This is a genomic window from Lysobacter spongiicola DSM 21749, assembly GCF_900167055.1.
Taxonomy (GTDB): Bacteria; Pseudomonadota; Gammaproteobacteria; order Xanthomonadales; family Xanthomonadaceae; genus Novilysobacter; species Novilysobacter spongiicola.
Window position 1 is genome coordinate 162,101 of sequence record NZ_FUXP01000005.1, and the last position, 24,640, is coordinate 186,740.

A 24,640-nucleotide genomic window follows, 5' to 3' on the forward strand; every position below is an offset into this window, starting at 1 on the left:
CGCACGTGACGCACGGCGGCCGCCCACTTCAGCCCTGCAGCTCCCGCAGCGTCACCGAAGGCGGTGCATCCAGCACCTTGCGGGTGGCGAAGAGCCCCGCCAGCAACGCGGCAAGCGTTCCGAGACCGGCACCGGCCGCGGCCATGCCCCAGTTCATCTCCCACGGCAGGTCGAACACCCGGGTGGCGACCACGCCCGACAGCACGGACGCGGCAATCGCCGCGACCAGCCCCGCCAGCAGTCCGATCGCGATGAACTCCGACGCCTGCGCCAGCCTGAGCTGGCGTCGGCTGCCGCCCAGCGTGCGCATCACCCCGCCCTCGAGCAGGCGCTCATCCTGGCTGGCCGTCACCGCTGCCATCAGCACCAGCAGCCCGGCCCCCAGCGAGAACCAGAAGACCACCTCGACCACGGTGGAGACCTGGTCGGCCGTCGCGCGCACCTGGTCGAGCACGGCGTCGATGTCGATCACCGTCAGGTTGGGGAACCTGCCGACCAGGTCCGCGGTGAAGCGGTCCTGGCCATCGGGCACCGTCACCGCGGTGATGTGGCTGGCAGGGAACCCGGCCAATGAACCTGGCGAGGCGACCACGAAGAAGTTCGGGCGGAAGCTCTCCCAGTCGACCTCGCGCAGGCTGGTGATGGTGGCGGCGAATCGCTGGCCGGCGACGTCGAATGCCACCTCGTCGCCGATCTTCCACCCCAGCGACTCCGCGTAGCCCTGCTCCACCGACAGCTCGGGACCTTCCGTCCCGGTAGACGACCAGAACTCGCCGGCCACCACGCGGTTGTCGTCACGCAAGGTCGAAGCCATCGACAGGTTGAATTCGCGGTCGGCGCGCCTGCGGGCCCTGTCCGGCTCGTCGGCGGCTTCGCCCTCCCCTTCGGCCCCGCGGGCATAGTCCTCACCCGAGACCGCCTCGCCGTTGTGCTCCACCAGCCGCGCGCGGACCATCGGGAACAGCGTCGGCTCGCCGATGCCCTGGCTGGCGACGAACTGCCGGACCGGCTCGACCTGGTCCTCCTGCACGTTGATGATGAAACGGTTCGGCGCTTCCGCGGCGAGCTGCAGTTGCCAGCGGTCCAGCAGGTCGGTGCGCACGAAGGTCAGCAGCAGCAACGCCATCAGCCCCAGGCCCAGCGAGGAGATCTGGGCGATGCTGGTGGCCGGGCGGCGGCTGACGTTGGCCAGGCCGTAGCGCAGGCTGCCCCGCAGCCGCGAGCGCAGGCGCCGCAGCAATACGATCAGGCCCCACGCGAGCAGGGCGAGGACGGCGAACGTCGCGACGATGCCGGCGAGCAACGCAGTGCCCAGCACCGCCGAACCCGCCTTCCACCACAGCAGCACGCCCAGGCCGGCGAGGCCGAGCACCGCGACGATCCACGAGCTGGGTTCGGTGGGATCGAGGTCGCGGCGCAGCACCCGCAGCGCCGGCACCCGACGCAGCGCCAGTACCGGCGGCGCTCCGAACGCCAGCAGCACGACCAGCCCGACACCGTAACCCTGCAGCGCCGGCAGCCATCCGGCCGGCGGGATCGACATCCCCAGCACCGGCTCCAGCCAGGCACCGATGCCCCACTGCAGGACGAAGGCGATGGCGACGCCGATGGTGCAGGCCAGCAGCCCCAACAGCAGCAGTTCGCCGATGTGGACCGCCGCCAGCGTGGACTGGCTGGCGCCGAGGCACCGCATGACCGCGGTGCCGGACAGGTGTCGCTCGCTGTGCCGGCGCGCGGCCATCGCAACCGCCACCGCCGCCATCACCACCGACACCAATGCAGCCAGCCCGAGGAAGCGGCCGGCGCGGTCAAGTGCGGAGCGGATTTCGGGCCGGGCGTCGCCGGCGGTCTCCAGCCGCTGTCCGCGTGCCAGCGCCGGCTTGGCGGCGCCGACGAAACCCTCCACCGCACCGGCCTCGCCCGCCACCACGAACCGGTATCGGATCCGGCTGCCTTCCTGCACCAGTCCGGTCGCAGGGAGGTCGGCCAGGTTGATGAACACTTTCGGTGCGACGTTGAAGTAATCCAGTGCCGCATCCGGCTCGCTCACCACCAGCGCCGCCAGCGTCAGCCGCGAATCGCCGATGCCGACCTCGTCGCCCACCGCGGCATCCAGTGCCTGCGCGCCCGCACGGCTGAGCCAAGCGGTGCCGGGCGCCGGCACTGCCCCGGCCGTGGCCTCGATGCCATCGGCGCCGGCCACCACGAAAGCACCGCGCAACGGAAAGCCTTCGCCCAGCGCGCGCAGGTCTCCCAGTCGCAGCCGCGCATCCGGCCCCTGCCCCACGGTGATCATCGTGTTGAGTTCGGTGGTGCGGGTCGATTGCAGCCTCTGCTCGCTGGCAGCGGCAATGATCGCCTCGTCCACTGGCGTATCACCCCGGATCACCGCATCGCCGCCGAGCAGCCGGTTCGCCTCGATGGCGAGCGCACGTTCGGCGCGGTCGGTGACGAACCCCACCGCCGTGACCGCCAGCACCGCCAGCACCAGCGCCGCCAGCAGGATGCGCACATCGCCGGCCCGCAGGTCGCGGCGCATCTGCCGCCAGGCCATGCCAACGATGTTGCGTGGGCCGATGCCCGATCGCGCGGCGCTCATGCAGCCAGTCGCTCGTCGGCGACCAGTCGGCCGCCATCCAGCCGCAACCGGTGGGCGCAGCGCACGGCGAGGTGGTCATCGTGGGTCACCAGCACCAGGGTGGTACCGGCCTCGGCATTCAGGGCGAACAGCAGCTCGATGATCGCCTGGCCGGTATGGCTGTCGAGGTTGCCGGTGGGCTCGTCGGCGAACAGCAGCGAGGGTTCGGTCACGAAGGCACGCGCCAGGGCGACCCGCTGCTGCTCGCCGCCCGACAGCTGGCGCGGGTAGTGGCCCAGGCGCTCACCGAGGCCGACCTTCTGCAGGATGGCGCGGGCCGGCGCCTCGACCTCGGCGTCTCCACGCAGCTCCAGCGGCAGCATCACGTTCTCCAGTGCCGTCAGCGAAGGCAGCAACTGGAAGTTCTGGAAGACGAAGCCGACCTTCTCGCCGCGCACCCGGGCGCGGCCGTCCTCGTCCAGCGTCGACAGCGGCTTGCCGTCCAGCAGCACGCTCCCGCTGCTGGGCGTGTCCAGGCCCGCCATCAACGACAACAGCGTGCTCTTGCCGGAACCGGACGCGCCGACGATCGCCACGGTGTCGCCCGGCACGATGTTGAAGCCGACGCCGTCGAGGATGGTCAGTTCGCCCGAAGGCAGCGGTACGCGCTTGCCCAGGCCGCGGATCTCCAGCGCGGGGGCGGAAGCGGCTGCGGGAGGCGCTTCAGCGCGGGCTTCGGGACGATCGGCCATGATGGGTTCCTGCTGGCGCGCTCCTGCCGCGCCGTAGCGCAATCGACAGGAGACGACGGAATGGGTGGGTGGAAGAACACATATGCGGGACGGCGGCGCCCGGTTCAATGTGCCATTGGCTTGATCATGCTGGCGTGGGTACTGATGGCCAGCGCGCTTGCAGGCACGGCGATGGCCGCGACAGCGCGACCGGCACCCGCACCACAGCAAGCCGCGGGCACGGTGCTGGTGATGGGTGATTCGCTCTCCGCCGCCTACGGCATGGCCGCCGACGAAGGCTGGGTTTCACTGCTCGGCGAGCGGCTGGCGTCACGCGCACCGGCATGGCGGGTGGTGAATGCCAGCATCAGCGGCGAGACCACGGCAGGCGGTGCGAGCCGCATCGTCGATGCGCTGGCCCGGCATCGCCCGGACGTGGTGGTGATCGCACTGGGGGCCAATGATGGCCTGCGGGGACTGCCCACCCACGACAGCGCGATCAACCTGGCCCGGATGATCGGCGCCGCCCACGGCGCCGGCGCAGAGGTCCTGCTGGTGGGCATGCAGATGCCGCCCAATCTCGGTGCCGCCTATACCCGGGCATTCGAGCAGAACTACCGCAACCTGGCCGACCGGTTCGACGTCGCCCTGCTGCCGTTCCTGCTCGAGCCGATCGCACTGGATCGCGACGCGTTCCAGGACGACAACCTGCATCCCGTCGCCGAAGTGCAGCCGCGGCTGCTCGACCACGTCTGGCCCAGCCTCGAGCCCCTGCTCGACTAGCAAGCACCGTAGGAGCGACGTGAGTCGCGACCATGGCACCTCGGACATGCGCGGTCGGACTCACGTCGCTCCTACAACAACACCGTCGCCGGCCGCCGCTTCTGTAGGAGCGGCTTCAGCCGCGATCCGCCGATCGTTCGCCCGCGCCGACTCCACGATCGCGGCTGAAGCCGCTCCTACGAAAGCATGGCGGGCTCCGCAGGGCGGCGAGCGCCCTCACCCGCGCTCGAACCGCTCGATCTCCTCCAGTCGCGCCCGGGCCCGCAGCAGGCTGCCGCCGGTGACGGACTCTTCCATCATCCGGGCCAGCCGCGGCCGCTCGGGGCTGCGCGCCCAGCGGTGGAACCACAGCGTCGCCAGCAGCCCGGCCACACCGAACCCGAGGCTCCAGTAGACCCACGGCTGCCGCCATGCACCGGCGTCGGCCGTGCCATCAAGGCCCGACAGCGCGATCACGAAGGGCACCCACAACACCCACCACGCCAGCCCCACCGCCGCGCCACTGCCCACGTAGAACCGGCGCAGCTTCGCCAGCTGCTTCTGGATCCCCAGCACGGGCGCGCCGTAGTCGATCCGGCTCATCAGGCCGAGCGTGATCCCGCCCGCGATCATCGTCGCCACGCCATACACGTGAAGGGTGATGCCCGCCAGCAGGAACGGCCACTGGTCGCCGTGCATGTTCCAGCAGCTCGCGCCCAACAGGACGCAGGCCAGGCCGAACAGCATCTGCGCCAATTGTCCCCACCACAGCGGGCGCAGGTGGCGACGTGCCCCTTCGATCCGGTGGTCCCAGAGCAGTTGCCGGTCCAGTACGTACTGCCGCTCGAGCCGCGCGTCGAGCGATTGCCAGGCCGATTTCAGGTCGTCGAGTTCCATGGAAGGCTCCGGGTCGTGGGTCGGATTCATGCCAGTTCCCCGCGCAGGCGCTGCTTGAGCCGGTGGATCCTGGTGGCGACGTTGCTCGGGCTGATGCCGAGGATCTCGGCGATCTCGCGCTGGCTCCGCTCATCGAGGTAAAGCAGCATCAGGGCCCGGTCGAGCGGCTCGAGGCGGTCGATGACCGCATACAGCTGGCGGATCGCCGCATCGCCTTCGTCATGGCCGTGGCCGGTCGGATCCGGCAGGGCGGCAATGGCTTCGTCATCAAGGTCGGCGTGATGGCGCTGGTGCCGTGCGGCGTTACGCACCTGCGAGATCGCGACGTTGAGCGCCACCCGGTAGAGCCAGGTCGAGAACCGGCTGCGGGTGTCGTCGAACGAAGGGAACGCACGCCACGCCTGCGCTCCAATGTCCTGCACCAGGTCACGCCGGTCTTCGGGGTGGCGGCAGTAGCCGTAGGCGATCCTCAACACGATGCCGCGATGCTGTTCGAGCATCGCCGCGAAGCGTTGCTGGGGCGAGTCCGCGGCGGAGATCCGGCGGGCGATGGTGGCGGGTTCCGAAGTGGCGTTGTCCATGCGAAGTGATTCGCACGGTGACCGTGAATATCACACGGCCCGCCACCCCCGTCCCCATGTAGGAGCGGCATAAGTCGCGACCGCGGCACCTGGGACATGCGCGGTCGCGACTCACGTCGCTCCTACAACAACACCTTCGCAGCTGCAGCTTCTGTAGGAGCGGCTTCAGCCGCGATCCGCCGATCATCCGCCCGCGCCGACTCCACGATCGCGGCTGAAGCCGCTCCTACAGGGGCCTGGCGCCGGTGAGGACGGGATAGGGGTTGATCGCGGTGCCCTCCCACCAGTTCTTCTCAGGGCCAAGCTCGAAGATCGCGAAATGTAGGTGCGGGGCGTCGTCGCTGGCGTTGCCGGTGCTGCCGACGTAGCCGATCACCTGGCCCCGCTTCACCTCGTTGCCGTCCGACAGCCCCTGCGCGTAGCGGTCCAGGTGGGCGTAGTAGTACGCGTGGCGGCCGGTGGGTTCGAACTGGTAGATGGTCAGGCCACCGCGCTCGCTGGCGAACAGTTTCTCGATGGCGCCGTCGGCAACCGCAAGCACCGGAGTGCCGCGGGGGGCCATGATGTCCAGCGCCTCGTGGACCCGGCCTTGCCCGCGCGCGTCGTCGAAGGTGTTCGACAGTTCCGCGGGCGTGACCCCCTGCACCGGAACCACCAGTCCCGAGGGCGAGGCCACCGCTCCCGGCGCAGGTACGCCGCGCCGCGTCCCGGCAGGCGCAGGCGTGTTTTGCCGCGGCGCCGTGGCCCGGGGCTCGGGCGCCGTATCGGCGGGGGCCGGATCGACCCTGTTGGCGGGCGCATCGGCGGTGTCGGCCGGCAACGCATGCTGGGTCCGCTCGCGCTCGAACACCACCACCGCCTCCGGATCGGCCCGGTCGCGGGTCAGCGTGAAGTAGACGAGGTTGGCCCCGACCAGCACGCCCACCAGGAATACCAGTACCAGCCGCAGCATCAGCCGGCTCCCTCGACCGGGACGGGAGCGCGCCGCGTCCACCGCCGGCACCTCACTCCTGCAGCACCGCCGTCGTGCCCGGGGACACCGCCTCGGACAGCGCCCTGGCGCTCCAGTTGGTCATCCGGATGCAGCCATGCGACTGCGTCTTGCCGATGTTGGTCGGCTCGGGCGTGCCGTGGATGCCGTAGTGCTCCTTGGACAAGTCGATCCAGACCACGCCGACGGGGTTGTTGGGGCCGGGCGGGATCTTCGCCTTTTCATCGCCGGGGCTGGAATCCCAGAACAGGTCCGGGTTGTAGTGGAAGACCGGGTCCGGCGCGACGCCCTTGATGGTCCACTCCCCGATCGGCAGCGGATCGTGCTGGCTGCCCATGGTCGCCGGCCAGCGGCCGACGATCTTCCCGCTCTCGTCGACCAGGGCCACCGAGACGTCGGACTTGTCGACGACGACCTTCGAACCCTTCGGGAGTTCGATGCCGGAGACATTCGGCACGCGCCAGGTCTCGCCTTCGGCCAGCTTGCGGTCCGGGTTCAGCTGCTCGAGAAGCCGGGGGCGGGAGTGGAACTTCTCGCCGAGCGCCTCCAGTGGGGAGGTGAAGCCCAGACGGTCCAGCTTGGCCTTGGCTTCCATGTCCGACGGGATCGACTTGAAGGGTCCCTTGAGGTCGGCGGCGGTGATGGTGTAGTCCGTCAACACCTCGACACCGTTGCCGCCCAGCGCCTCCCAGGTGGCCTTGTCCACCTTGCCGGTCACGTCGAGGTCGTGGCGTCGCTGGAACGCGTCGATGGCCCGACGCGTGTTACTGCCCCAGCGGCCGTCGATCTCGCCGGGGGAGAAGTGCGCGCGCTCGAGCAGGACCTGCGCCCGGAGCACGCCGGCAGCCGAGGCGTCGGCATCGACGATGGTGTCGCTCGACACTTCGTTCGCGGCGGTGAGGGGGCGATCAGCCGCGGTGTCCTTGGCGTCATCCTGGGAGAACGCAGCGAACGGGGCAACGGCAAGTGCACCGGCCAGCGCGATGACCAGCGGAGTTCGCATGGGGCGGGAATGGCTTCGGGTCATGGGGTTTTCCATGTGCGTGTCTGGGCTCGATCGTGCTTGAGTGCGGTTCGCAGGAGCGTGAAACATGACTGCTCGCTTCATGTCGGGTTGCGGATGCGCGGGTCGCGACTGACGTCGCTCCTACAGAAGGCCGTTACGTGGGCAGCTGTTGGCCGGCGGCTTCAGCCCATCCGTCCCATGGGTCGGTGCGCAGGCGGGCGGCGCGTCGCAGGGCGCGCTCTAGCGTGTAGTGGTCGCCACCGTTGACGCGTCCGAGCTCGTCCCAGCGCAAGGGCACCGCGACACCGGCGCTCGCGCGGGCGCGCAATGACCAGCTGGCCACGCTGGTGGCGCTGCGACCGTTGCGCAGCCAGTCGATGAAGATCACTCCACGACGCTTCGCCTTGGACGCGGTGGCGACGTAGCGGTCCGGCGACTGCATGGCCATGGCATCGGCGAACGCTTCGCAGAATCCCTTGGCCTCGTCCCAGCCCGGGCCCGGTCGGATCGGAACCACCACGTGCAGGCCCTTGCCGCCAGACAGCCGCAGGAAGGATCGAAGTCCCGCCTGCTCCAGCCTCGCCCGCACGTCGCGCGCCGCAGCCCTCATGTCGCTCCAGCCCACGCCTTCGCCCGGGTCCAGGTCGAACACCAGCCGGTCGGGATGCTCCAGGTCATCGATGCGTGCGCCCCACGGGTGCAGCTCGATGGTGTTCATCTGCACCAGGTCGAGCAGCCCTTCCACATCCTCGATGTAGAGGTACTCCTCGGTGTCGCCGTCCTTCTCGCGGATGGGCACGCCATGCACCCCATCACCGAGCGCGTCGGCGTGGTGCTTCTGGAAGAAGCACTGGCCGTCGATCCCGCCGGGGCAGCGCAGCAGGGACAGCGGGCGGCGGGCCACTTCGGGCAACAGCAGCGGCGCCACGTTGCGGTAGTACTCGGCCACCCGCTGCTTGGTGATGCCCGCATCCCGGTACAGCAGCTTGCCGGGGCTGGTGAGGCGGGCATCCGCCATGGACTAGGCCGCCTTGCTCCGCTTCTTGGCGGCTTTCTTGGTCGCCTTCTTGGCGGTCTTCTTCGACGCCTTGGAAGCGCTGCTCTTCTTGGCCGCCTTCTTCGTGGCCTTCTCCGCCTTGGCCTTGCCCTTCTTGCCGCCGGATCCCTCGTCCGGTTCCGCGGCGTCCTTCCTGGCGGGGGTGCGCTTCTTCTTGTCGATGCTCTGCTGCAGCAGCTCCATGAAGTCGACGACGTTGGTCGCCGCGTGGTCCTGCACCTCCGGCTCCTCTTCGCCCGGCCTGACCACGCCGGTGTCCTTCATGCGCTTGGTGATGACGTCCTGCAGGCGCTGGCGGAACTCGTTCTGGTACTGCGAGGGATCCCACTCCCCGGACATGGTCTGGATCAGTTGCTCGGAGAACTCGAGCTCTTTCGGTGTGATGCGGTAGTCGGTGCTCTTGCCCTCGGGGATCCGGTACTCCTCGATGTCCACCAGCTCCTGCGGGTAGCGCATCATCATCAGCAGCAGCGCGTTGTCCTTGGGCATGACCGCGCACAGGCTCTCCCGGGTGCGAATGACCACCCGCGCGATTCCGATCCTGCCGGTCTTCGCCAATGCCTCTCGCAGCAGCACATAGCCCTTCTCCGCCTTCTTGGCCGGCACCAGGACGTAGGGCTTCTCGAAGTAGCGCGGGTCGATCTCCTCGACGTCGACGAAGGCTTCCACCTCGATGGCGTCATGGCTTTCCGGCGCGGCGGACTTGATGTCGTCGGGATCGAGCACGACGTAGCTGCCCTTGTCGTATTCGAACGCCTTGACGATGTCCTTCCAGGCCACTTCCTCGCCGGTTTCGGAGTTCACCCGCTCGTAGCGGATCGGCTGGTTGTTGCGCGAGTCCAGCATGCGGAAGGAGATGTCGGTCTTGCGCTCTCCCGACATCAGCGACACCGGGATGTTGAGCAGGCCGAACGACAGGGTTCCGGACCAGATGGGGCGTGCCATGCAGCGGCTCCTGCGGCGGGATGCCATGCGGGCCGTCGAGTATCGAAAGCCCCGCGTGACGCGCATGTCGAGCGGCGTTCACCGCCACTTGCCGCCATGGGGGCTAGCGTCGGCCCCAGTTCCGTTGCAGGGAGACGCCATGACCGCCAATGCCAACCGTGTCTACACGGATGCCGAAGGGATCGCACGCCTCAAGCGCACCATCGAGCTGCTGCCCAACGATGCCCATGTCGAGCTGGAGATGGAGAACGGCGAGCAGGTGCTCGGCATCGTGTCGGCACGGCCGATGACCCAGGTCTTCATCGATCCGAAGGGGATCGAAGGTACCAATGCAGTGCTGCGACTGGTGGATCCGGCGATGGACCAGCCCGAGCGCGCCGGCTGGCGCGAAGTCTGGGTCGGCGACATCCGGGCAGTTCGACGGCTGGATCCCGACCGCCAGCTGGGGGAAGCGGCTGCACCCGCACCGGGCGGCGCCCCGTCCAAAAACTAGTTGCCGCTGATCCGCAGCGCCAGCGACAGGCAAAAGAAAAGCCCGGCCGGAGCCGGGCTTTTCTGGATCACGTTGCGACCGCCGAAGCGGCGCCGACGTTCGATGCCTTACAGCGCTTCGACGGCGTCAGCCTGCAGGCCCTTCTGGCCCTGGGTGACGGTGAAGCTGACCTTCTGGCCTTCCTGCAGGGACTTGAAGCCCTGGCCCTGGATGGCGCGGAAGTGAACGAACACGTCCTCGCCATTCTCGCGGGAAATGAAGCCGAAGCCCTTGGCATCGTTGAACCACTTGACGGTACCGGTTTCACGGTTCGACATTTTCTTGCTCCTTGGAACTAGTTATCTGAAATACCGCATGTGCGGCGATGTGCTGTTTGCAAGGAGTAAGCGAGGTGCAACGATGTCACGGATCAGGGATCTACGTCATCGGGCCACGATTCACGGTGACCCTTGGCAAGCAGCAAGGCGAACCCTAGCCCCATGCCGGCGGGATTGCAACAAGCGGCTTCACCCGGCGCCTCTCCCGTTCAGCCGGGGACGCCGGGTATCCTTGCCGCTTCCCGCCGCGACCGACACCGGACCAGCACGATGACCGACACCCCACCCGACCGCCTCGCCACCGATCCGCGCAGCCCCCACCACGACCCGGCCCTGCTGGAACGTGGCATCGGCATCCGGTTCAACGGCGAGGAGCGCACCAACGTGGAGGAGTACTGCGTCAGCGAAGGCTGGGTCAGAGTCGCCGTAGGCCGCGCCCTGGACCGCCGCGGCAACCCGATGACCATGAAGGTCAAGGGCAAGGTCGAGCCGTACTTCCTCGATACCGCCGACCGCGGGTAACCGGCTCCGGCCGCTGCCCGCGCCCTCCAGTGCTCCGCGCAGGCGGCGCCTTCCTGCGCCGACACCGATGACTCCCAGAACTCCACCGCTCCACCACTCCAACCCGTCGACCACCCAGCCTCCCGCAGCCGCCCTGCCCGACGACGACGCCGCGTTGTTGGCGCGCATGCGCGCGGCGGCGGAGTTGCTTGAACTGGTCAGCGCCGACCATTCAGTGCTGGACGCCCTGCCGAAGCCGGACCGTGAGCGCCTGCAGCGCGCCGTCGCGGGCGCCTACCATCCCGACCGGCAGGCGCGGCGGCTCCGACAGAAGGCGGCCAAGAAGGAACAGCACGCCGCGCGGGTCAGCCGCGAGGAAGAACGCCTGAACCAGACCGGGATCCGCGAGCTGCGGCGCAAGCCGGTATTCACCACGCCCAACTATTTCCCGCCGCAAGACTTCAAGCCTCGCGACCTGGACGCCGACCAGCCTCTGCACGCCGAAGTGATCGAGCCGCAGCACTGCTACGTGTGCAAGAAGAAGTACACCTCGATCCACCACTTCTACGACCAGTTGTGCCCAGCGTGCGCCGACTTCAACTTCCGCAAGCGCACCGAACTGGCCGACCTGCGTGGCCGGACCGCGCTCTTGACCGGCGGTCGGGTCAAGATCGGCTACCAGGCTGGCCTGAAGCTGTTGCGCGCCGGCGCCGAGCTGATCGTCACCACCCGCTTCCCGCGCGACTCCGCCGCGCGCTACGCCGCCGAGCCGGATTTCGCCGAATGGGGCCACAGGCTGGAGGTGTTCGGGCTCGACCTGCGCCACACCCCGAGCGTCGAGGCGTTCTGCAGCGAGCTGCTGAAGACCCGTTCGCGGCTCGACTTCATCATCAACAACGCCTGCCAGACCGTGCGTCGCCCGCCGGATTTCTATGCCCACATGATGGATGGCGAGACCGCGGCGCTGGCCGACATGCCGGCACAGGTGCGTGGCCTGCTCGGCAACTACGAAGGCCTGCGCAATGCATCGATGCTGCCCGGCGACGGCGACGCGCTGGCCACGACAGGCACCGGCCACGCCCCCGGACTCACCCGCGCGGCCGAGCTGTCGCAGATGCCATTGCTTCCCGAGGAGTTGCTGTCGCAGCGGCATCTTTTCCCCGAAGGCCGGCTCGACCAGGACCTGCAGCAAGTCGACCTGCGCGAGAAGAACTCGTGGCGCCTGCGGATGGCCGAGGTGCCGTCGGTCGAGTTGCTGGAGGTGCAGCTGGTCAACGCGATCGCGCCGTACATCATCAACGCCCGGCTGAAGCCGCTGATGCTGCGCACGCCCGGCCGCGACAAGCACATCGTCAACGTGTCGGCGGTGGAGGGCCAGTTCTACCGCAACTTCAAGACCACCCGGCACCCGCACACCAACATGGCCAAGGCGGCGCTCAACATGATGACGCGCACCGCGGCGGCCGATTACCACGGCGACGGCATCCATATGAACAGCGTCGACACCGGCTGGGTGACCGACGAGGATCCGGCCGGCCTGGCCGCGCGCAAGGTGGTGGAGGAGCGTTTCCATCCGCCGCTGGACATCGTCGACGGCGCTGCGCGGATCGTCGATCCGATCATCGACGGCATCAATACCGGCGAGCACGTGTGGGGCCAGTTCCTCAAGGACTACAAGCCGACGGACTGGTGATGCTCCCGACCGACGGCGTCGATCGCGGCGCCGGCGTTCCCTCCTCACGCGGAGACCATCTTTTATTCGCCGGGGTTTAACCGCCGCGGCGGATAGTGGGGCGTGTTCGCATCTGCGATCGCAGCCAGGAGACCCCCACATGTTCGCCCACAACAAGCGCCTGCAGTATTCCGTCCACGTCGCCGGCCCCAACCCCGCGCTCGCCAACCTCATGCTCGAGCAGTTCGGGGGTCCACAGGGCGAGCTGGCCGCGGCGATGCGCTATTTCACCCAGGCCCTGGCCGAGGACGACCCCGGGCGAAAGGACATGCTGCTGGACATCGCCACCGAGGAGTTGAGCCACCTGGAGGTGATCGGCACCATCGTTGGCATGCTCAACAAGGGCGCCAAGGGCGAGCTGGCCGAGGCCGTCGAGAGCGAGGCGGAGCTGTTCCGCAAGCTGCAGGGCGCGGGCAACGATTCCCACGTGACCCAGGTGCTGTACGGCGGCGGGCCCTGCCTAACCAACTCCGGCGGCCAGCTCTGGACGGCGGGCTACATCGACAGCATCGGCGAGCCGACTGCCGACCTGCGCTCCAACATCGCCGCCGAGGCACGCGCCAAGATCGTCTACGAACGCCTGATCAACCTGACCGACGATCCCGGCGTGAAGGATGCGCTGGGTTTCCTGATGACCCGCGAGATCGCCCACCAGCAGTCCTTCGAGAAGGCGCTGTACTCGATGGAGCCGAACTTCCCGCCGGGCAAGCTGCCGGGCAAGCCGGAGTTCGCCAACACCTACGTCAACACGTCCCAGGGCGACGGCGACATGCGCGGCTCGTGGAACAGCGACGAGAACTTCAAGTACGTCACCGATCGCGAGCAGCACCTGGCGATGGACGGCGGCGACGGCCTCTCCTCGGTGAAGCTGTCATCCGGCCAGGTCGAAACCCTCAAGCAGATGGCGGCGCGCACGAAGTCCGATCCGAAGGCGGACCCGACGACCGGCGCCGATCTGGGTGCCGCCGGCGCGGGCACCGCGAAGAAAAAGAAGCACTGAGCCATGGATGTCCCGGTGCGGCGCCGGCCATCAGGCCAGCGCCGTATCCAGCAGCATCATCAGCACGAAACCGATCATCAGCCCGGTGGTGGCGTACTTCTCATGCCCCTGCCGATGCGACTCGGGAATGATCTCGTGGCTGACCACGAACAGCATCGCGCCAGCCGCGAACCCCAGCCCTACCGGCAACAGCAGCGGCAGTGCGACCACGAGCCCCGCTCCCGCCACCGCACCGACCGGTTCGACCAGTCCCGACGCCATGCCCACCAGCACGGCGCGCAGGCGGGGCACGCCAGCCGCCACCAGTGCCATCGCCACCACCAGCCCTTCCGGGATGTCCTGCAGGGCGATGCCGGTTGCCAGCGCATGGCCCCGGCCGATGTCGGTCGCATACGCGGTGCCGATCGCCAGCCCCTCGGGCAGGTTGTGCAGGGCGATGGCGAAGACGAACAGCCAGGTCCGACGCAGGCGACCGGGCACCGCGCCTTCCGGTCCCTTGACGAAGTGCTCGTGCGGGACCGCGCGATCGAGCAGCATGATCATCGCGCCGCCCACCAGCACCGCCAGTCCGACCACGATGCCCGCCTCCCAGCTGCCGGCGCCCTGCTCACGGGCGGCATCCAGCCCCGGCAGGATCAGCGAGAACGCGCTGGCGGCCAGCATCACGCCGGCGCCGAACCCGAGCAGGGCATCCTGCAGGCGCGGGCCCACGCCACGCGCGAACCACGCGGGGATGGTACCCACCGCCGTCGCGGCGGCGGCGACGGATCCGCCGATCAGGGCCGCCAGCACCGGCCCCATCACGGCCGGCGCATCAACCGCGGGTATGGCCATCGTCGCTCGGCATCATCGGGGGCTTCCGCTGCAGGTTCGCTCGCCACCATGCTGGCGAACGCGTGCCGGGCGCGTCAACGGCGCCTGCCGGTCATTACGACTTGAGTTTCCAACCCGTCCTGAAGATCCACCACACCGCCGCGACGCAGGCCAGCAGGAAGCCGATGATCGCGGCCAGGCTGATCCCGACATTGACGTCCGAGACCCCGTAGAAGCTCCAGCGGAACCCGCTGATCAGGTACACGACCGGATTGAACAGGGTGATCTTCTGCCACACCGGCGGCAGCATGTTGATCGAGTAGAACGCGCCGCCGAGGAAGGTCAGCGGGGTGACGATCATCAGCGGGATCACCTGCAGCTTCTGGAAGTCGTCCGCCCACAGCCCGATGATGAAGCCGAACAGGCTGAAGGTGACCGCGGTCAGCACCAGGAAGCACAGCATCCAGACCGGGTGGGCGATCTCGTAGGGCACGAACACCCGCGCCGTCACCAGGATCAGCAGCCCCAGGATGAGCGACTTGGTCGCCGCCGCGCCGACGTAGCCGATGATCACCTCCAGGTACGACACCGGCGCCGACAGCAGCTCGTAGATGGTCCCGGCCCACTTGGGCATGTAGATGCCGAAGGACGCGTTGGAGATGCTCTCGTTGAGCAGCGACAGCATGATCAGGCCGGGGATGATGAAGGCGCCGTAGCTGACGCCGTCGATGTCGCCCATGCGCGAACCGATCGCCGCGCCGAACACCACGAAGTACAGCGAGGTCGACAGCACCGGCGAGGCGATCGACTGGGTGATGGTGCGGAAGGTACGGGCCATCTCGAACCGGTAGATGGCGCGGATCGCATGCACGTTCATGCCGTGGCCTCCGGCTTCGGTGCAGGGGTTGGCGCAGTGTCCTGTGCGGACGGCGCCCGCACCAGGCTGACGAAGATCTCCTCCAGCGAACTTTCGCTGGTGTGCAGGTCCTTGAAGTCGACACCCTGCTCGCCCAGCCGCCGCAGCAGGCCGGCGATGCCGGTTTCCTCGGACTGTACGTCGAAGGTGTAGACCAGCGAGGCGCCATCGCCGGAGAGCTCCAGCGGCAGGTCGGCCAGCCCGGCCGGCACCACCTCCAGCGGCTCCTGCAGGCTGATGGTGAGCTGCTTCTTGCCGAGCTTGCGCATCAGGGTGGCCTTTTCCTCCACCAGCACCAGCTCGCCCTTGTTGATCACGCCGATGCGGTCGGCCATCTGCTCGGCCTCCTCGATGTAGTGCGTGGTCAGCAGGATGGTGACCCCGTCCTCGCGCAGCCCGTGCACCATCTGCCACATGTCGTGCCGCAGCTCGACGTCCACGCCCGCGGTCGGCTCGTCCAGGAACAGGATCTTGGGCTCGTGCGACAGCGCCTTGGCGATCAGCACGCGGCGTTTCATCCCGCCCGACAGCGCCATGATCTTCGAGTCCTTCTTGTCCCACAGCGACAGGTCGCGCAGCACCTTTTCGAGGTACGCCGGGTCCGGCGCCTTGCCGAACAGTCCGCGGCTGAAGCGTACGGTGTCCCAGACGCTCTCGAAGGCGTCGGTGGACAGCTCCTGCGGCACCAGTCCGATCTTGCCGCGCGCTGCCCGGTAGTCGCGCACGATGTCGTGGCCGTCGGCGACGACCGTGCCGGAACTGGCGTTGACGATGCCGCAGATGATGCTGATCAAGGTTGTCTTGCCGGCGCCGTTGGGTCCCAGCAGGGCGAAGATCTCGCCCCGGTTCACGGTCAGGTCGATGCCCTTGAGGGCCTGGAAGCCGGAGGCATAGGTCTTGGTGAGGCCTTCGATGGTGATGATGGGCTGCAACGCACTTCTCCTGGCCGGTGGACCCGCGACCCCGCTAGAGTGCAGGCGGCGCCGCAGGGGGCCAAGCCCCCGGGCCGGGGAAGCACCGTCCCGCAAGCGGGACAGCCGCGTTTTTCCGTTTTTGGCCGCAAGCGCGCATAGTGGGGGCGGCGCGCCGCCCGGCGACGCCCGACGCAACCGGGGTGACGCCGCCTCACGGGAACATGCATGGCAGTCAAGAAGACAAGCGCAAAGGGAAAGGCCCGCGGTACGCCGGCCGGTGGAGGCAACCTCCACAAACACTTCGAGAGCGAACGCATCTCTGACGACATCGCCGCTTTCGAGAAAGCCGGTGGCAAGGTGGAGAAACTGGGCGTGACCCGGGTGCTGCAGAAGATCACGCCCGACCCCGAAGCCGAAAAGCCGGCCAAGGCCGCCAAAGCACCTGCCCGCAAGCGCTGAAACGGAACTCCGGCCGGCTCAGGTACGCCTGGGCCGGGCCATCGGCGGGGTGCGTTTGTCCCACAATTCGCCCGCACTGGAAACCAGTGCCTGGTATTTGTTGGGCGGCACGGTCTCGGTAATCGCGTAGGCGGGCGTCGAGGTATCCCGCTGCGCCGCGATCGCGGCCAGCGTGCCGTTGGCGTTGATCAACCGGGCCACTACCGGCTTTGCCGCATCGCGACCACGGTGCAGGACCACCCCGACCTCGCCATTGGCCAGGCGCACCGGGGTACCCGGGGGGAACACGCCGATCTCGCGGATCAGGAGGGTGGCGAGTGCCTCGTCCACCGCTTTGCCACGCTCCATGAACAGGTTGCGCAGGGCATGCCGCGCGTGGATCGCCTCGCGATAGGCCCGCGGCCGCACCATCGCCGAATAGATGTCCACGATCGCCAGCGTCCGCGCACCGGCGGTGATGGCGTCGGCGGTCAACCGGTTGGGGTAGCCACTGCCATCCAACCGCTCGTGGTGGTGCAGCACCGCCTCGAGCCAGACCGGATCATCCACCCCCGCGTTCTGCAGCAGCTCGACGCCCGCCTGGGGGTGGCCATCGATCACCAGGCGCTGCGCCACCGTCAGCCCACCGGGCTGCTGGTTCAACTCCGCCACGATGGGACCAAGCGCCACGTCGAATGTCAGGGCCGCGGCGACCACCGAGATGCTCTCCTCCTCGTCCCATTGCCGGGCCTGCAGCAGCACCTGGCACAGGATGGCGGCGTGCATCAGGCGCGCGCTCTGGTCGTCTTCCCCCACCTCCAATTGCATGGCGGCCAGGGCGGCGTCCTGGTCCCTCGCCACCAGTACCTGCAGGCGCATCGCCAGGTCGCGCACACGCTCGTCGAAGCCATGGAACGGGCAATCCAGCAGCTCGGCATGGAGGGCCTGCAGCACACGCCGCAGTTGCTGGATGGCCGGGAATACCGGGGGATGGGATGGCAATGGCTCCAAGGGCGCTTCCGGCTCCGCCTCGTCATCCAGCTGTTCTTCTTCTCCATCCGCGGCGTCTTCGGGCTCGCTTATGGCATCCGCCTCGGGCGCCGCGTTCTCGGTTTCGGCCCTGGCGGGTGGCTCGACACCCCCGGACGGCGCTATTCCTTCGCCCTTGCCGATAGCCGGCAGCAGCGTGCCACCGCTGGTGGAGGTTTCCGGCACGACCATGCCGCGCTCGAGCAGGATGTCGAGGTGGGCCTGGCAGGCCACCACCATGCCCTGGACGAACAGGAGCTTGCCCGCGCCGTCATAGACCGACCAGGCCAGCGGCGCGCCGAGCTCGACTTCGTCAGCTTTGACCGGTCTCACGAATCCCTCCACGCAGCCACGGAAGGCCACGGTTCGAATCCGGTATCGGCGGGCCCGGCCCATCCTTGAGGCCCGCCCCCCCCCCCGCGGCCGCTAGACAGATCGTTTACGCCGCCGCCGTCAGCATGGCGGCCATGCCTGAACGGAAGCATCCATGTCGTTAGGAGGCTGGCAGGACATCGCCGCGGTCGCCTGGCCCCTGTTGGTGGCCCTCTTGCTGGGCTGGGTGGTGCGGCGTGCGCTGCTCGCCGTCGCCCGGCGCGCACGCGCAAGCGCGGCCACCCATATGCGCGCCCGCATTGCCGAGGTGGTGGCGGTGCCGGCATCGGTAGCCCTGCCGCTGTTGTTCCTGAGCGTCGCGGTGACCCTGACCCCGCTGCCCGGGGAATGGGTGGCGCGGATCCAGCACTGGCTCGGCGTGGGCGGGCTGCTGTGCATCACCTGGCTGCTGATACGGGCGGCCGGGGCGGTGGAGCGCCGGATCCTGCGCGAGAACCCGGTCGACATGGAGGACAACCTTGCCGCCCGGCGGGTGCAGACCCAGACCCGGGTGGTGTCGCGCGTGGTCCAGACCGCGATCCTGGTGATCGGCGTCGCCATCGCGCTGATGACCTTCCCCGCCATCCGGGAGATCGGTGCCGCCATGCTGGCCTCGGCCGGCATCATCGGCCTGGTCGCGGGCATCGCCGCGCGGCCGGTATTCGGCAACCTCATTGCCGGCCTGCAGATCGCGATCGCCCAGCCGATCCGCATGGACGACGTGGTCATCGTCGAGGGCGAGTGGGGCCGCATCGAGCAGATCACCAGCACCTACGTGGTGGTGCGCATCTGGGACGAGCGCCGGCTGGTGGTGCCGCTGCAGTGGTTCATCGAGAACCCGTTCCAGAACTGGACACGCACCAGCGCCGAACTGCTCGGCACCGCATTCCTCTGGCTGGACTACCGCACGCCGATGGCGCGCGTGCGCGAGGAGCTCGAGCGCATCTGTCGCGACGACGAACGCTGGGATGGCCGGGTCTGCGTGGCCCAGGTCACCGAGACCGCCGAGACCACCATCCAGGTGCGGTTGCTGGTCAGCGCCCGCAACTCCGGCGAGCTGTTCGACCTGCGCTGCGTGGTGCGGGAGAAAATGATCGCCTACCTCGCCGCTCAATACCCCGAGTCGCTGCCGCGTTTCCGGGCGGACCTGACCCGCGCGGGCGCCGGCGACGATGCTGCCGGGACACCGCAGACCGGGAGCCGCGGGAGCCGCGATGCCGCCCGTGTCAGCTCCCCCGGCGCCGAAGACGTGAGTGCCGCCGATCGGGCGGCGGCACTGGCCGAACAGGAGCAGGCGCGGCGGGACTGAGGCGCCGCCGGGCCCGCTCGCCGTGGTGTCAGGTCTTGCGTGGCGAGTTGGCCACCTGCTCGTTGCTGACCTGGTCGCGATCGGCGTCATGGTCGATCGAATCGTCGAAACCACCGCGCACGCCCTTGCCGCGCTTGTCCCGCAGGTGGTCCTCCACCTCCGCGCCTGGATCCTTGAGCCCCACGTTGTCGATGGCGTCCTCGTCGCGGGTGTCGTCCGCCGGTTGGCGCAGGCCCTGGTGCTTGCCGCTGGCTTCGTTGCCGCCGCCGGCGTTGCCGGTGGGGGTGCCCTGTCGATTCTGCTGGCTGGTCATGCCGGTCTCCTTGCTTGGAACACGGCGACAGCCTCACATGGCCGGCGTTAGCGCTCCGCGATCACTTTCGATGCGCGCGCCAGCAGGAGCTCGCGCTCACGCTGGTTGCGGGTCAGCCCGGCGGCGCGCTCGAACTCTTCCCGGGCCTCGTCGAGCCGGCCGAGCTTCTCCAGCAGGTCGGCGCGCACCGCGGGGAGCAGGTGGTAACGACGCAGGGCCGGCTCGTCCACCAGCCCGTCCACCAGCGAAAGGCCTGCCATGGGGCCTTCGGCCATCCCCAGTGCCACCGCCCGGTTGAGCTCCACCACCGGCGACCCGGTCACTTCGGCAAGCACGCCATAGAGCGCGGCGATGCGGCGCCAGTCCGTCTCGTCGGCGCTGGGCGCGCGGGCGTGGCAGGCGGCGATGGCGGCTTGCAGCGCGTACACCCCTCGCCCGCCGCCCAGTGCCTCCGCCCGGGCCAGCGATGCCAGTCCGCGCGTGATCAACAGCCGGTCCCAGGTGCCACGGTCCTGCTCCATCAGCAGCACCGGTTCACCCGCCGGCCCTACCCGTGCCCGGGTCCGCGATGCCTGCAGTTCCATCAGCGCCACCAGCCCGTGCACCTCCGGCTCGCCGGGCACCAGCCCGGCCAGCACCCGTCCCAGCCGCAAGGCTTCCTCGCATAGCGCGGGGCGCATCAGGTCCTCGCCGGCGGTCGCGGCATAGCCTTCGTTGAAGATCAGGTAGACCACGCCCAGCACCGAAGACAGGCGCTCGGGCAGTTCGGCCTTGCGCGGCACCTCGAACGGCACCTCCTTCTCCGCCAGCGTGCGCTTGGCCCGGACGATGCGCTGCGCCACGGTGGGCTCGGGCAACAGGAACGCGCGGGCGATTTCGTCGGTGGCAAGGCCGCCCAGCAGGCGCAGCGTCAAGGCCACCTGGGCTTCGGTCGACAGCACCGGATGGCAGGCGGTGAAGACCAGTCGCAGCAGGTCGTCGCCGATGTCGTCGCCCAGCCGCTGGTCGCTGTCGGGGCGGTCGACCTCCTGCCGTTCGAGCTCATGCAGCAGTTCCTCGTGCTTGCGCTGCATCAACTGGTGGCGACGCAGCCGGTCGATGGCGCGACGCTTGGCGGTGGCCATGAGCCAGGCTCCCGGGTTGTCCGGGGTGCCATCAGCACGCCACCGCTCGAGCGCGGCCACCAGCGCATCCTGGGCGAGCTCCTCCGCCAGGCCCACGTCGTGGACCATGCGGGCGAGGCCGGCGATCAGCCGTGGCGCTTCCATGCGCCACACCGCATCGATGGCTCCATGCGCGTCGTGGACCTTTTCGTCGTGGCTCATGGTCCCGGATCACAGCACCGGCGCGAACCGGAAACAAGTCGCCTTGCCACGGGCACCTAGCGGGCGCCTGCTTCCGCGCCCAGCCCCGCCGACCGCAGCAGTTCCTCCTGCGCACGCAGCTCGGGCGTCATCGCTTCGCCGAAATCGTCTGCTTCGAACACCGGCCGGATCTCGATCTCGCAATTGCCTTCGTGCGGCTTCGGGCAGCGCTTGACCCACTCCACGGCTTCGTCGAGCGAACGCACCTGCCAGAGCCAGTAGCCGGCCACCAGCTCGCGGGTCTCCGCGAACGGGCCATCGACCACCGTCCGCGAGTTGCCGATGAAGCGCACCCGCACGCCCTTTCGGCTCGGATGCAGCCCCTCGCCCGCCAGCAGGACCCCGGCCTTGGCCAGCTCCTCGTTGAAGCGGCCCATCGCCGTCAGCAGCGCTTCGCTCGGCATCGCACCGGCCTCGGAGGCTTCGGTCGCCTTCACCATCACCATCACCCTCATCACACACCTCCTTGCTTGTGGTTGCTGTCTTCTCGACGAGCGGGCGCAGCGCAATTCGACAATGTCGACAGACGAGACGCTTGCATCGCGGTGCCGCAGGCGCGATGGTTTCGCCTCCCTGTCCCTCCCGGAGCCGATCGATGCAGTACCTCCTGCTGGTCTACAACGACGACGAAGCCCTGGATGCCCTGCCCGAAGGTGAATTCGACAAGCGCATGCACCAGTGCTTCGTCCATGCCGACGAGCTTCGCGAAGGAGGCTGCCTGGTGCAGTCGCAACAGCTCGAATCCGCCCGCAAGGCAAAGTCGGTGCGCATCCGAAATGGCAGGACCACCGTGGTGGACGGGCCGTTCGCCGAGACCAAGGAAGTGCTGGCCGGCTTCAACCTGATCGAAGCCGAAGACATGGCCGAAGCAGTCCGGATCGCCGCCGAGTTTCCATGGGCGAGCACCGGCTGCATCGAGGTCCGGCCGGTGCGCGACATGGCTGCGGTACGCCAGCGCGTCGGCGCCTGACTCACCCGGCATCCGCTGGCCGCACACGCCCGGCCAGCAGCAGGCCGAGCAGGCCCAGCGCCGCGGTCATCGAAAACCCGGAGAGGTAGGCGGCCAGCGGCGCGCGCTCCAGCAGTGCGGCGAACATCGAGCCCGCCACCGCCAGCATCGCGGCGGTGAACAGCGCATCGCACAGTTGCAGCGCCGAGGCGTTGACGCCCTGCCGGGCCGGCGGCGACAGCTCCAGGGTCAGCACCGACAGGCTCGGGAACACCGTGCCCATGCCCAGCCCCGCGACCACCCAGGCCGCCATCGCCACGGCCAGCGGCATCGCCGGGATCACCGCGAGCGCGGCCCCGGCCACCCCCAGCGTGAGCAGGGCCATGCCCGCCTGGAGCACCCGCGCCGGCGACGGGTCCTTCATGCGCCCGCGGTTCCACGACCCCAGTGACCAGCCCAGCGCACCGATGGTCAATGCCGCGCCGGCCCACGCGGGCGACAGGCCGCGCTCGCGCGACAGCAACAGGGGCAGGAAGACCTCGGTGCCGAAGAACGCCGCCGCTGCGATGCCCCTCAGCGCGATCACGGTCGGGAGGCCACGTGCGGCGCGCAGGGTACCCGGCGGAAGCAGGCGCACCATGCTCAACAGGAGGCCCGCCACCGCGAAGGCCAGCAACGCGGCTGCCACCCAGCCACGCTGCTGGCCGCCATGATGGAGAAGCAACGCGCTGGCTGCCGCGACCACCGCCCAGACCATGCGGTGGCGGTCGCCTGCGACGGGGTCCGGCTCCGGAAGCGGGCCGAGCCCGCACAATGCGGGCAGCACCATCAGCGCCGCCACACCGGCGACCAGTGGAAAGAGCAGGAACACCCACCGCCAGCCCAGGTGCTCGACGATGAGCCCGCTGATCGCGGGGCCGACGATCGCCGGCACCACCCAGGCCGCGGCGAAGGCGGCGAAGATCCGCGCCCGCAACGCCGGCGGATAGACCCGGCCGACGACCACGTACAGCGCCACCGACATCAGGCCGCCGCCAAAGCCCTGCACCATCCGGCCCACCAGCAGCACCCACATCGCCGGCGCCAGCCCCGCCACCACCAGGCCGAACGCGAACCAGGCCACGCCGTGGGCCAGCGGCACGCGCGGCCCGCTGCGGTCGGCCCAGCGTCCCGCCGCCACCATGCCCACCACGCTGGAGACGAGGGTCCCGGCAAACGCCATCGCATACAGCGACAGGCCGTCCAGCGCCGCGGCCACGGTGGGCATCGCCGTGGTGACGGCCAGCGATTCGAACGCGTAAAGCGCCACCAGCGATACCGCGCCGATGCTGAGCGCGCGGTAGCGGCGGGCGAAGGGACCTTCCGTCGGCACCGCCGCTGCAACCTGCATGTCCATGAAACTCCCTGTCGCTGATTGACGTTGTCGCGGTTGAGAAGGAGCATAGAAGCTCAACCAAACTTGAGGTCAAGCCCCGTGGCCCTGCCGAGCGAACTCAGCGTGGGACAACTGGCGCGGCGCAGCGGCGTGGCAGTGTCGGCACTGCACTTCTACGAAGCCAGCGGGCTGATCCAGAGCCGGCGCACGCCGGGCAACCAGCGGCGCTATCCGCGTGATGCGTTGCGCCGCGTCGCGGTGATACGCGCCGCGCAGCGCGTCGGCATTCCCCTGGCCACCCTCGCCGAGGCACTGGCGACCCTGCCCGATGGCCGCACCCCCACCCGCGCCGACTGGGCGCGGATGTCGCGGCGTTGGCGGGGCGAGCTGGACCAGCGCATCGAGCAGATGATCAAGCTGCGCGACACCCTGGACGACTGCATCGGCTGTGGATGCGTATCGATGAAGCGCTGCCGGCTGGCCAATCCGGCCGATGCGCTTGCCGAGCGCGGACAGGGCGCCCAGCGCTGGCCACGGGATGCGGGGCGGTGATCTCCTTCATCATTCCCGCCCACAACGAGGCCCGCCTGATTGGCGCGACCCTGGCCGCGCTGGATTGCGTGATCGAGCAGCTCGGGCAGCCCTGCGAGGTGATCGTGGTGGACGACGCCTCCACCGACGGCACCGGTGAGCGGGCACTCGAAGCCGGCGCCCGCCTCCTCCGGGTGGGACACCGCCACATCGCCGCCACCCGCAACGCAGACGCCGCCGCAGCCAAGGGTGAGCGCCTGTTCTTCGTCGATGCCGACACGCTGCTGGAGCCGCCGGTCGTCCTGGCCGCACTGGCGGCGCTCGATGCCGGCGCCGCCGGCGGGGGCGCCGCGGTGCGGCTGGGCGGACGGCTCAAGCGCCACGAGCGCTGGCTGCAGGACCTGTCGATCCTGCTGTTCCGCATGGTGCGCATCGCCCCGGGCTGCTTCGTGTTCTGCACCCGCGCCGCGTACGAGGCCACCGGGGGTTTCGACGAAGGCTATTTCGCCGGCGAAGATGTCGCGATGAGCCGGGCACTGGCCCGGCATGGTCGCTTCGTGGTGCTCCGCGAGCACGTCACCACCTCCGCCCGCAAGCTGCGGACCTTTTCCTGGTGGGAGCAACTGCGTTTCTTTTCCCGCTTCCTGCTGGGCGGGCGTGGCCTGCTCAGGTCCCGTCGCAACCTGGAGTTCTGGTACGGCGAGCGGCGCGACGAGAACTGAGCGG

The 24,640-nt window shown here is 69.0% G+C and carries 26 protein-coding genes and 1 pseudogene; 10 read left to right on the forward strand and 17 right to left on the reverse strand.

The features are described from left to right. Positions 1–28 precede the first annotated feature (28 nt). Positions 29–2,599 carry an ABC transporter permease gene (locus tag B5D37_RS08610; RefSeq protein WP_078758310.1) on the reverse strand — a complete coding sequence of 857 codons (2,571 nt, stop codon included), beginning with the start codon at positions 2,597–2,599 and terminating at the stop codon, positions 29–31. After that, positions 2,596–3,330 carry an ABC transporter ATP-binding protein gene (locus tag B5D37_RS08615; RefSeq protein WP_078758378.1) on the reverse strand — a complete coding sequence of 245 codons (735 nt, stop codon included), beginning with the start codon at positions 3,328–3,330 and terminating at the stop codon, positions 2,596–2,598. The genes B5D37_RS08610 and B5D37_RS08615 overlap by 4 nt, the downstream gene beginning before the upstream one ends. A 126-nt stretch (positions 3,331–3,456) precedes the next feature. On the opposite strand from B5D37_RS08615, the gene B5D37_RS08620 reads away from it, so the two are divergent. Continuing rightward, positions 3,457–4,092 (forward strand): arylesterase, encoded by a 636-nt coding sequence (locus tag B5D37_RS08620; protein WP_078758379.1) that lies wholly within the window; start codon positions 3,457–3,459, stop codon positions 4,090–4,092. 216 nt (positions 4,093–4,308) lie between these two features. Here the strand turns inward: B5D37_RS08620 and B5D37_RS08625 are convergent, their stop codons facing one another. The 6 genes and pseudogenes from B5D37_RS08625 to ku all read right to left on the reverse strand — a co-directional run bounded on the left by B5D37_RS08625 (position 4,309) and on the right by ku (position 9,548). Further along, positions 4,309–4,998 carry a hypothetical protein gene (locus B5D37_RS08625; RefSeq protein WP_078758311.1) on the reverse strand — a complete coding sequence of 230 codons (690 nt, stop codon included), beginning with the start codon at positions 4,996–4,998 and terminating at the stop codon, positions 4,309–4,311. Next, a complete protein-coding gene (locus B5D37_RS08630; RefSeq protein WP_078758312.1) occupies positions 4,995–5,549 on the reverse strand; it encodes an RNA polymerase sigma factor in 555 nt (184 codons plus the stop codon). The genes B5D37_RS08625 and B5D37_RS08630 overlap by 4 nt, the downstream gene beginning before the upstream one ends. 226 nt (positions 5,550–5,775) lie before the next feature. Beyond that, the gene (locus tag B5D37_RS08635) at positions 5,776–6,498 is read right to left on the reverse strand and encodes a M23 family metallopeptidase (protein ID WP_078758380.1); all 723 of its coding nucleotides are present in this window, start codon (positions 6,496–6,498) and stop codon (positions 5,776–5,778) included. Between the two features lie 55 nt (positions 6,499–6,553). After that, positions 6,554–7,567 (reverse strand): L,D-transpeptidase family protein, encoded by a 1,014-nt coding sequence (locus B5D37_RS08640; protein WP_143814218.1) that lies wholly within the window; start codon positions 7,565–7,567, stop codon positions 6,554–6,556. 133 nt (positions 7,568–7,700) lie between these two features. Next, positions 7,701–8,558: pseudogene (gene ligD / locus B5D37_RS08645) on the reverse strand (non-homologous end-joining DNA ligase); the annotation flags it as partial. A 9-nt stretch (positions 8,559–8,567) separates the two neighbouring features. After that, entirely contained in the window at positions 8,568–9,548 is a 981-nt protein-coding gene (gene ku / locus B5D37_RS08650) for a non-homologous end joining protein Ku (RefSeq protein ID WP_078758315.1), read from the reverse strand. 139 nt (positions 9,549–9,687) lie between these two features. Between ku and B5D37_RS14815 the strand changes: the two genes are divergently transcribed. Continuing rightward, the gene (locus B5D37_RS14815) at positions 9,688–10,041 is read left to right on the forward strand and encodes a DUF3247 family protein (protein ID WP_078758316.1); all 354 of its coding nucleotides are present in this window, start codon (positions 9,688–9,690) and stop codon (positions 10,039–10,041) included. A gap of 107 nt (positions 10,042–10,148) precedes the next feature. On the opposite strand, the gene B5D37_RS08660 is transcribed toward B5D37_RS14815, so the two are convergent. Then, on the reverse strand, positions 10,149–10,358 hold the full coding sequence (locus tag B5D37_RS08660) for a cold-shock protein (RefSeq protein WP_036194962.1): 210 nt from the start codon (positions 10,356–10,358) through the stop codon (positions 10,149–10,151). Between the two features lie 270 nt (positions 10,359–10,628). Between B5D37_RS08660 and B5D37_RS08665 the strand changes: the two genes are divergently transcribed. From B5D37_RS08665 to B5D37_RS08675, 3 genes are all read left to right on the forward strand, one after another. Beyond that, complete coding sequence (locus tag B5D37_RS08665) at positions 10,629–10,880, forward strand: DUF3297 family protein (protein WP_078758317.1); 252 nt, start codon at positions 10,629–10,631, stop codon at positions 10,878–10,880. Between the two features lie 67 nt (positions 10,881–10,947). After that, positions 10,948–12,552 (forward strand): SDR family NAD(P)-dependent oxidoreductase, encoded by a 1,605-nt coding sequence (locus B5D37_RS08670; protein ID WP_078758318.1) that lies wholly within the window; start codon positions 10,948–10,950, stop codon positions 12,550–12,552. Positions 12,553–12,691: 139 nt separating this feature from the next. Next, the gene (locus B5D37_RS08675; RefSeq protein WP_078758319.1) at positions 12,692–13,591 is read left to right on the forward strand and encodes a manganese catalase family protein; all 900 of its coding nucleotides are present in this window, start codon (positions 12,692–12,694) and stop codon (positions 13,589–13,591) included. Between the two features lie 30 nt (positions 13,592–13,621). On the opposite strand, the gene B5D37_RS08680 is transcribed toward B5D37_RS08675, so the two are convergent. The 3 genes from B5D37_RS08680 to B5D37_RS08690 form a co-directional block, all read right to left on the reverse strand. Continuing rightward, a complete protein-coding gene (locus B5D37_RS08680; protein ID WP_078758320.1) occupies positions 13,622–14,425 on the reverse strand; it encodes a ZIP family metal transporter in 804 nt (267 codons plus the stop codon). 94 nt (positions 14,426–14,519) lie between these two features. Next, the gene (locus B5D37_RS08685; protein WP_078758321.1) at positions 14,520–15,281 is read right to left on the reverse strand and encodes an ABC transporter permease; all 762 of its coding nucleotides are present in this window, start codon (positions 15,279–15,281) and stop codon (positions 14,520–14,522) included. Then, positions 15,278–16,252: an ABC transporter ATP-binding protein gene (locus B5D37_RS08690; protein ID WP_078758322.1), complete on the reverse strand. Its 975-nt coding sequence runs from the start codon at positions 16,250–16,252 to the stop codon at positions 15,278–15,280. The genes B5D37_RS08685 and B5D37_RS08690 overlap by 4 nt, the downstream gene beginning before the upstream one ends. Before the next feature lie 207 nt (positions 16,253–16,459). Here B5D37_RS08690 and B5D37_RS08695 point away from each other — a divergent pair, with 207 nt between their 5' ends. After that, positions 16,460–16,693, forward strand: a complete 234-nt coding sequence (locus B5D37_RS08695) for a hypothetical protein (RefSeq protein WP_078758323.1) — start codon at positions 16,460–16,462, stop codon at positions 16,691–16,693. Between the two features lie 18 nt (positions 16,694–16,711). On the opposite strand, the gene B5D37_RS08700 is transcribed toward B5D37_RS08695, so the two are convergent. After that, on the reverse strand, positions 16,712–18,034 hold the full coding sequence (locus tag B5D37_RS08700; RefSeq protein ID WP_159447367.1) for an HD-GYP domain-containing protein: 1,323 nt from the start codon (positions 18,032–18,034) through the stop codon (positions 16,712–16,714). A gap of 154 nt (positions 18,035–18,188) precedes the next feature. Between B5D37_RS08700 and B5D37_RS08705 the strand changes: the two genes are divergently transcribed. Next, positions 18,189–19,382, forward strand: coding sequence for a mechanosensitive ion channel family protein (locus tag B5D37_RS08705; RefSeq protein WP_078758325.1), 1,194 nt, complete (start codon positions 18,189–18,191; stop codon positions 19,380–19,382). A gap of 28 nt (positions 19,383–19,410) precedes the next feature. Here B5D37_RS08705 and B5D37_RS08710 read toward each other — a convergent pair whose 3' ends face one another. Genes B5D37_RS08710 through B5D37_RS08720 form a run of 3 tightly spaced genes read right to left on the reverse strand, consistent with a single transcriptional unit; the run spans position 19,411 to position 21,514 of the window. Further along, entirely contained in the window at positions 19,411–19,695 is a 285-nt protein-coding gene (locus tag B5D37_RS08710) for a hypothetical protein (RefSeq protein ID WP_078758326.1), read from the reverse strand. A 47-nt stretch (positions 19,696–19,742) separates the two neighbouring features. Then, on the reverse strand, positions 19,743–21,020 hold the full coding sequence (locus B5D37_RS08715) for an RNA polymerase sigma factor (protein WP_078758327.1): 1,278 nt from the start codon (positions 21,018–21,020) through the stop codon (positions 19,743–19,745). 56 nt (positions 21,021–21,076) lie between these two features. Then, complete coding sequence (locus tag B5D37_RS08720) at positions 21,077–21,514, reverse strand: YciI family protein (RefSeq protein ID WP_078758328.1); 438 nt, start codon at positions 21,512–21,514, stop codon at positions 21,077–21,079. Positions 21,515–21,654: 140 nt separating this feature from the next. On the opposite strand from B5D37_RS08720, the gene B5D37_RS08725 reads away from it, so the two are divergent. After that, entirely contained in the window at positions 21,655–22,029 is a 375-nt protein-coding gene (locus B5D37_RS08725; protein WP_078758329.1) for a YciI family protein, read from the forward strand. Between the two features lies 1 nt (position 22,030). Here B5D37_RS08725 and B5D37_RS08730 read toward each other — a convergent pair whose 3' ends face one another. Further along, positions 22,031–23,404, reverse strand: a complete 1,374-nt coding sequence (locus B5D37_RS08730; protein WP_143814220.1) for an MFS transporter — start codon at positions 23,402–23,404, stop codon at positions 22,031–22,033. Between the two features lie 84 nt (positions 23,405–23,488). Between B5D37_RS08730 and soxR the strand changes: the two genes are divergently transcribed. Together soxR and B5D37_RS08740 are read left to right on the forward strand one after the other, a co-directional pair. Beyond that, a complete protein-coding gene (gene soxR / locus B5D37_RS08735) occupies positions 23,489–23,935 on the forward strand; it encodes a redox-sensitive transcriptional activator SoxR (RefSeq protein WP_078758382.1) in 447 nt (148 codons plus the stop codon). Continuing rightward, on the forward strand, positions 23,932–24,636 hold the full coding sequence (locus B5D37_RS08740) for a glycosyltransferase (RefSeq protein WP_078758330.1): 705 nt from the start codon (positions 23,932–23,934) through the stop codon (positions 24,634–24,636). The genes soxR and B5D37_RS08740 overlap by 4 nt, the downstream gene beginning before the upstream one ends. Positions 24,637–24,640 lie beyond the last annotated feature (4 nt).

Coding starts and splice junctions, on each gene's coding strand:
- B5D37_RS08610 (WP_078758310.1), bottom strand. CDS start 2,599: ATGAGCGCCGCGCGATCGGGCATCGGCCCACGCAACATCGTTGGCATG.
- B5D37_RS08615 (WP_078758378.1), bottom strand. CDS start 3,330: ATGGCCGATCGTCCCGAAGCCCGCGCTGAAGCGCCTCCCGCAGCCGCT.
- B5D37_RS08620 (WP_078758379.1), top strand. CDS start 3,457: ATGCTGGCGTGGGTACTGATGGCCAGCGCGCTTGCAGGCACGGCGATG.
- B5D37_RS08625 (WP_078758311.1), bottom strand. CDS start 4,998: ATGAATCCGACCCACGACCCGGAGCCTTCCATGGAACTCGACGACCTG.
- B5D37_RS08630 (WP_078758312.1), bottom strand. CDS start 5,549: ATGGACAACGCCACTTCGGAACCCGCCACCATCGCCCGCCGGATCTCC.
- B5D37_RS08640 (WP_143814218.1), bottom strand. CDS start 7,567: ATGACCCGAAGCCATTCCCGCCCCATGCGAACTCCGCTGGTCATCGCG.
- ku (WP_078758315.1), bottom strand. CDS start 9,548: ATGGCACGCCCCATCTGGTCCGGAACCCTGTCGTTCGGCCTGCTCAAC.
- B5D37_RS14815 (WP_078758316.1), top strand. CDS start 9,688: ATGACCGCCAATGCCAACCGTGTCTACACGGATGCCGAAGGGATCGCA.
- B5D37_RS08660 (WP_036194962.1), bottom strand. CDS start 10,358: ATGTCGAACCGTGAAACCGGTACCGTCAAGTGGTTCAACGATGCCAAG.
- B5D37_RS08665 (WP_078758317.1), top strand. CDS start 10,629: ATGACCGACACCCCACCCGACCGCCTCGCCACCGATCCGCGCAGCCCC.
- B5D37_RS08670 (WP_078758318.1), top strand. CDS start 10,948: ATGACTCCCAGAACTCCACCGCTCCACCACTCCAACCCGTCGACCACC.
- B5D37_RS08675 (WP_078758319.1), top strand. CDS start 12,692: ATGTTCGCCCACAACAAGCGCCTGCAGTATTCCGTCCACGTCGCCGGC.
- B5D37_RS08680 (WP_078758320.1), bottom strand. CDS start 14,425: ATGGCCATACCCGCGGTTGATGCGCCGGCCGTGATGGGGCCGGTGCTG.
- B5D37_RS08685 (WP_078758321.1), bottom strand. CDS start 15,281: ATGAACGTGCATGCGATCCGCGCCATCTACCGGTTCGAGATGGCCCGT.
- B5D37_RS08695 (WP_078758323.1), top strand. CDS start 16,460: ATGGCAGTCAAGAAGACAAGCGCAAAGGGAAAGGCCCGCGGTACGCCG.
- B5D37_RS08705 (WP_078758325.1), top strand. CDS start 18,189: ATGTCGTTAGGAGGCTGGCAGGACATCGCCGCGGTCGCCTGGCCCCTG.
- B5D37_RS08710 (WP_078758326.1), bottom strand. CDS start 19,695: ATGACCAGCCAGCAGAATCGACAGGGCACCCCCACCGGCAACGCCGGC.
- B5D37_RS08715 (WP_078758327.1), bottom strand. CDS start 21,020: ATGAGCCACGACGAAAAGGTCCACGACGCGCATGGAGCCATCGATGCG.
- B5D37_RS08720 (WP_078758328.1), bottom strand. CDS start 21,514: ATGAGGGTGATGGTGATGGTGAAGGCGACCGAAGCCTCCGAGGCCGGT.
- B5D37_RS08725 (WP_078758329.1), top strand. CDS start 21,655: ATGCAGTACCTCCTGCTGGTCTACAACGACGACGAAGCCCTGGATGCC.
- B5D37_RS08730 (WP_143814220.1), bottom strand. CDS start 23,404: ATGGACATGCAGGTTGCAGCGGCGGTGCCGACGGAAGGTCCCTTCGCC.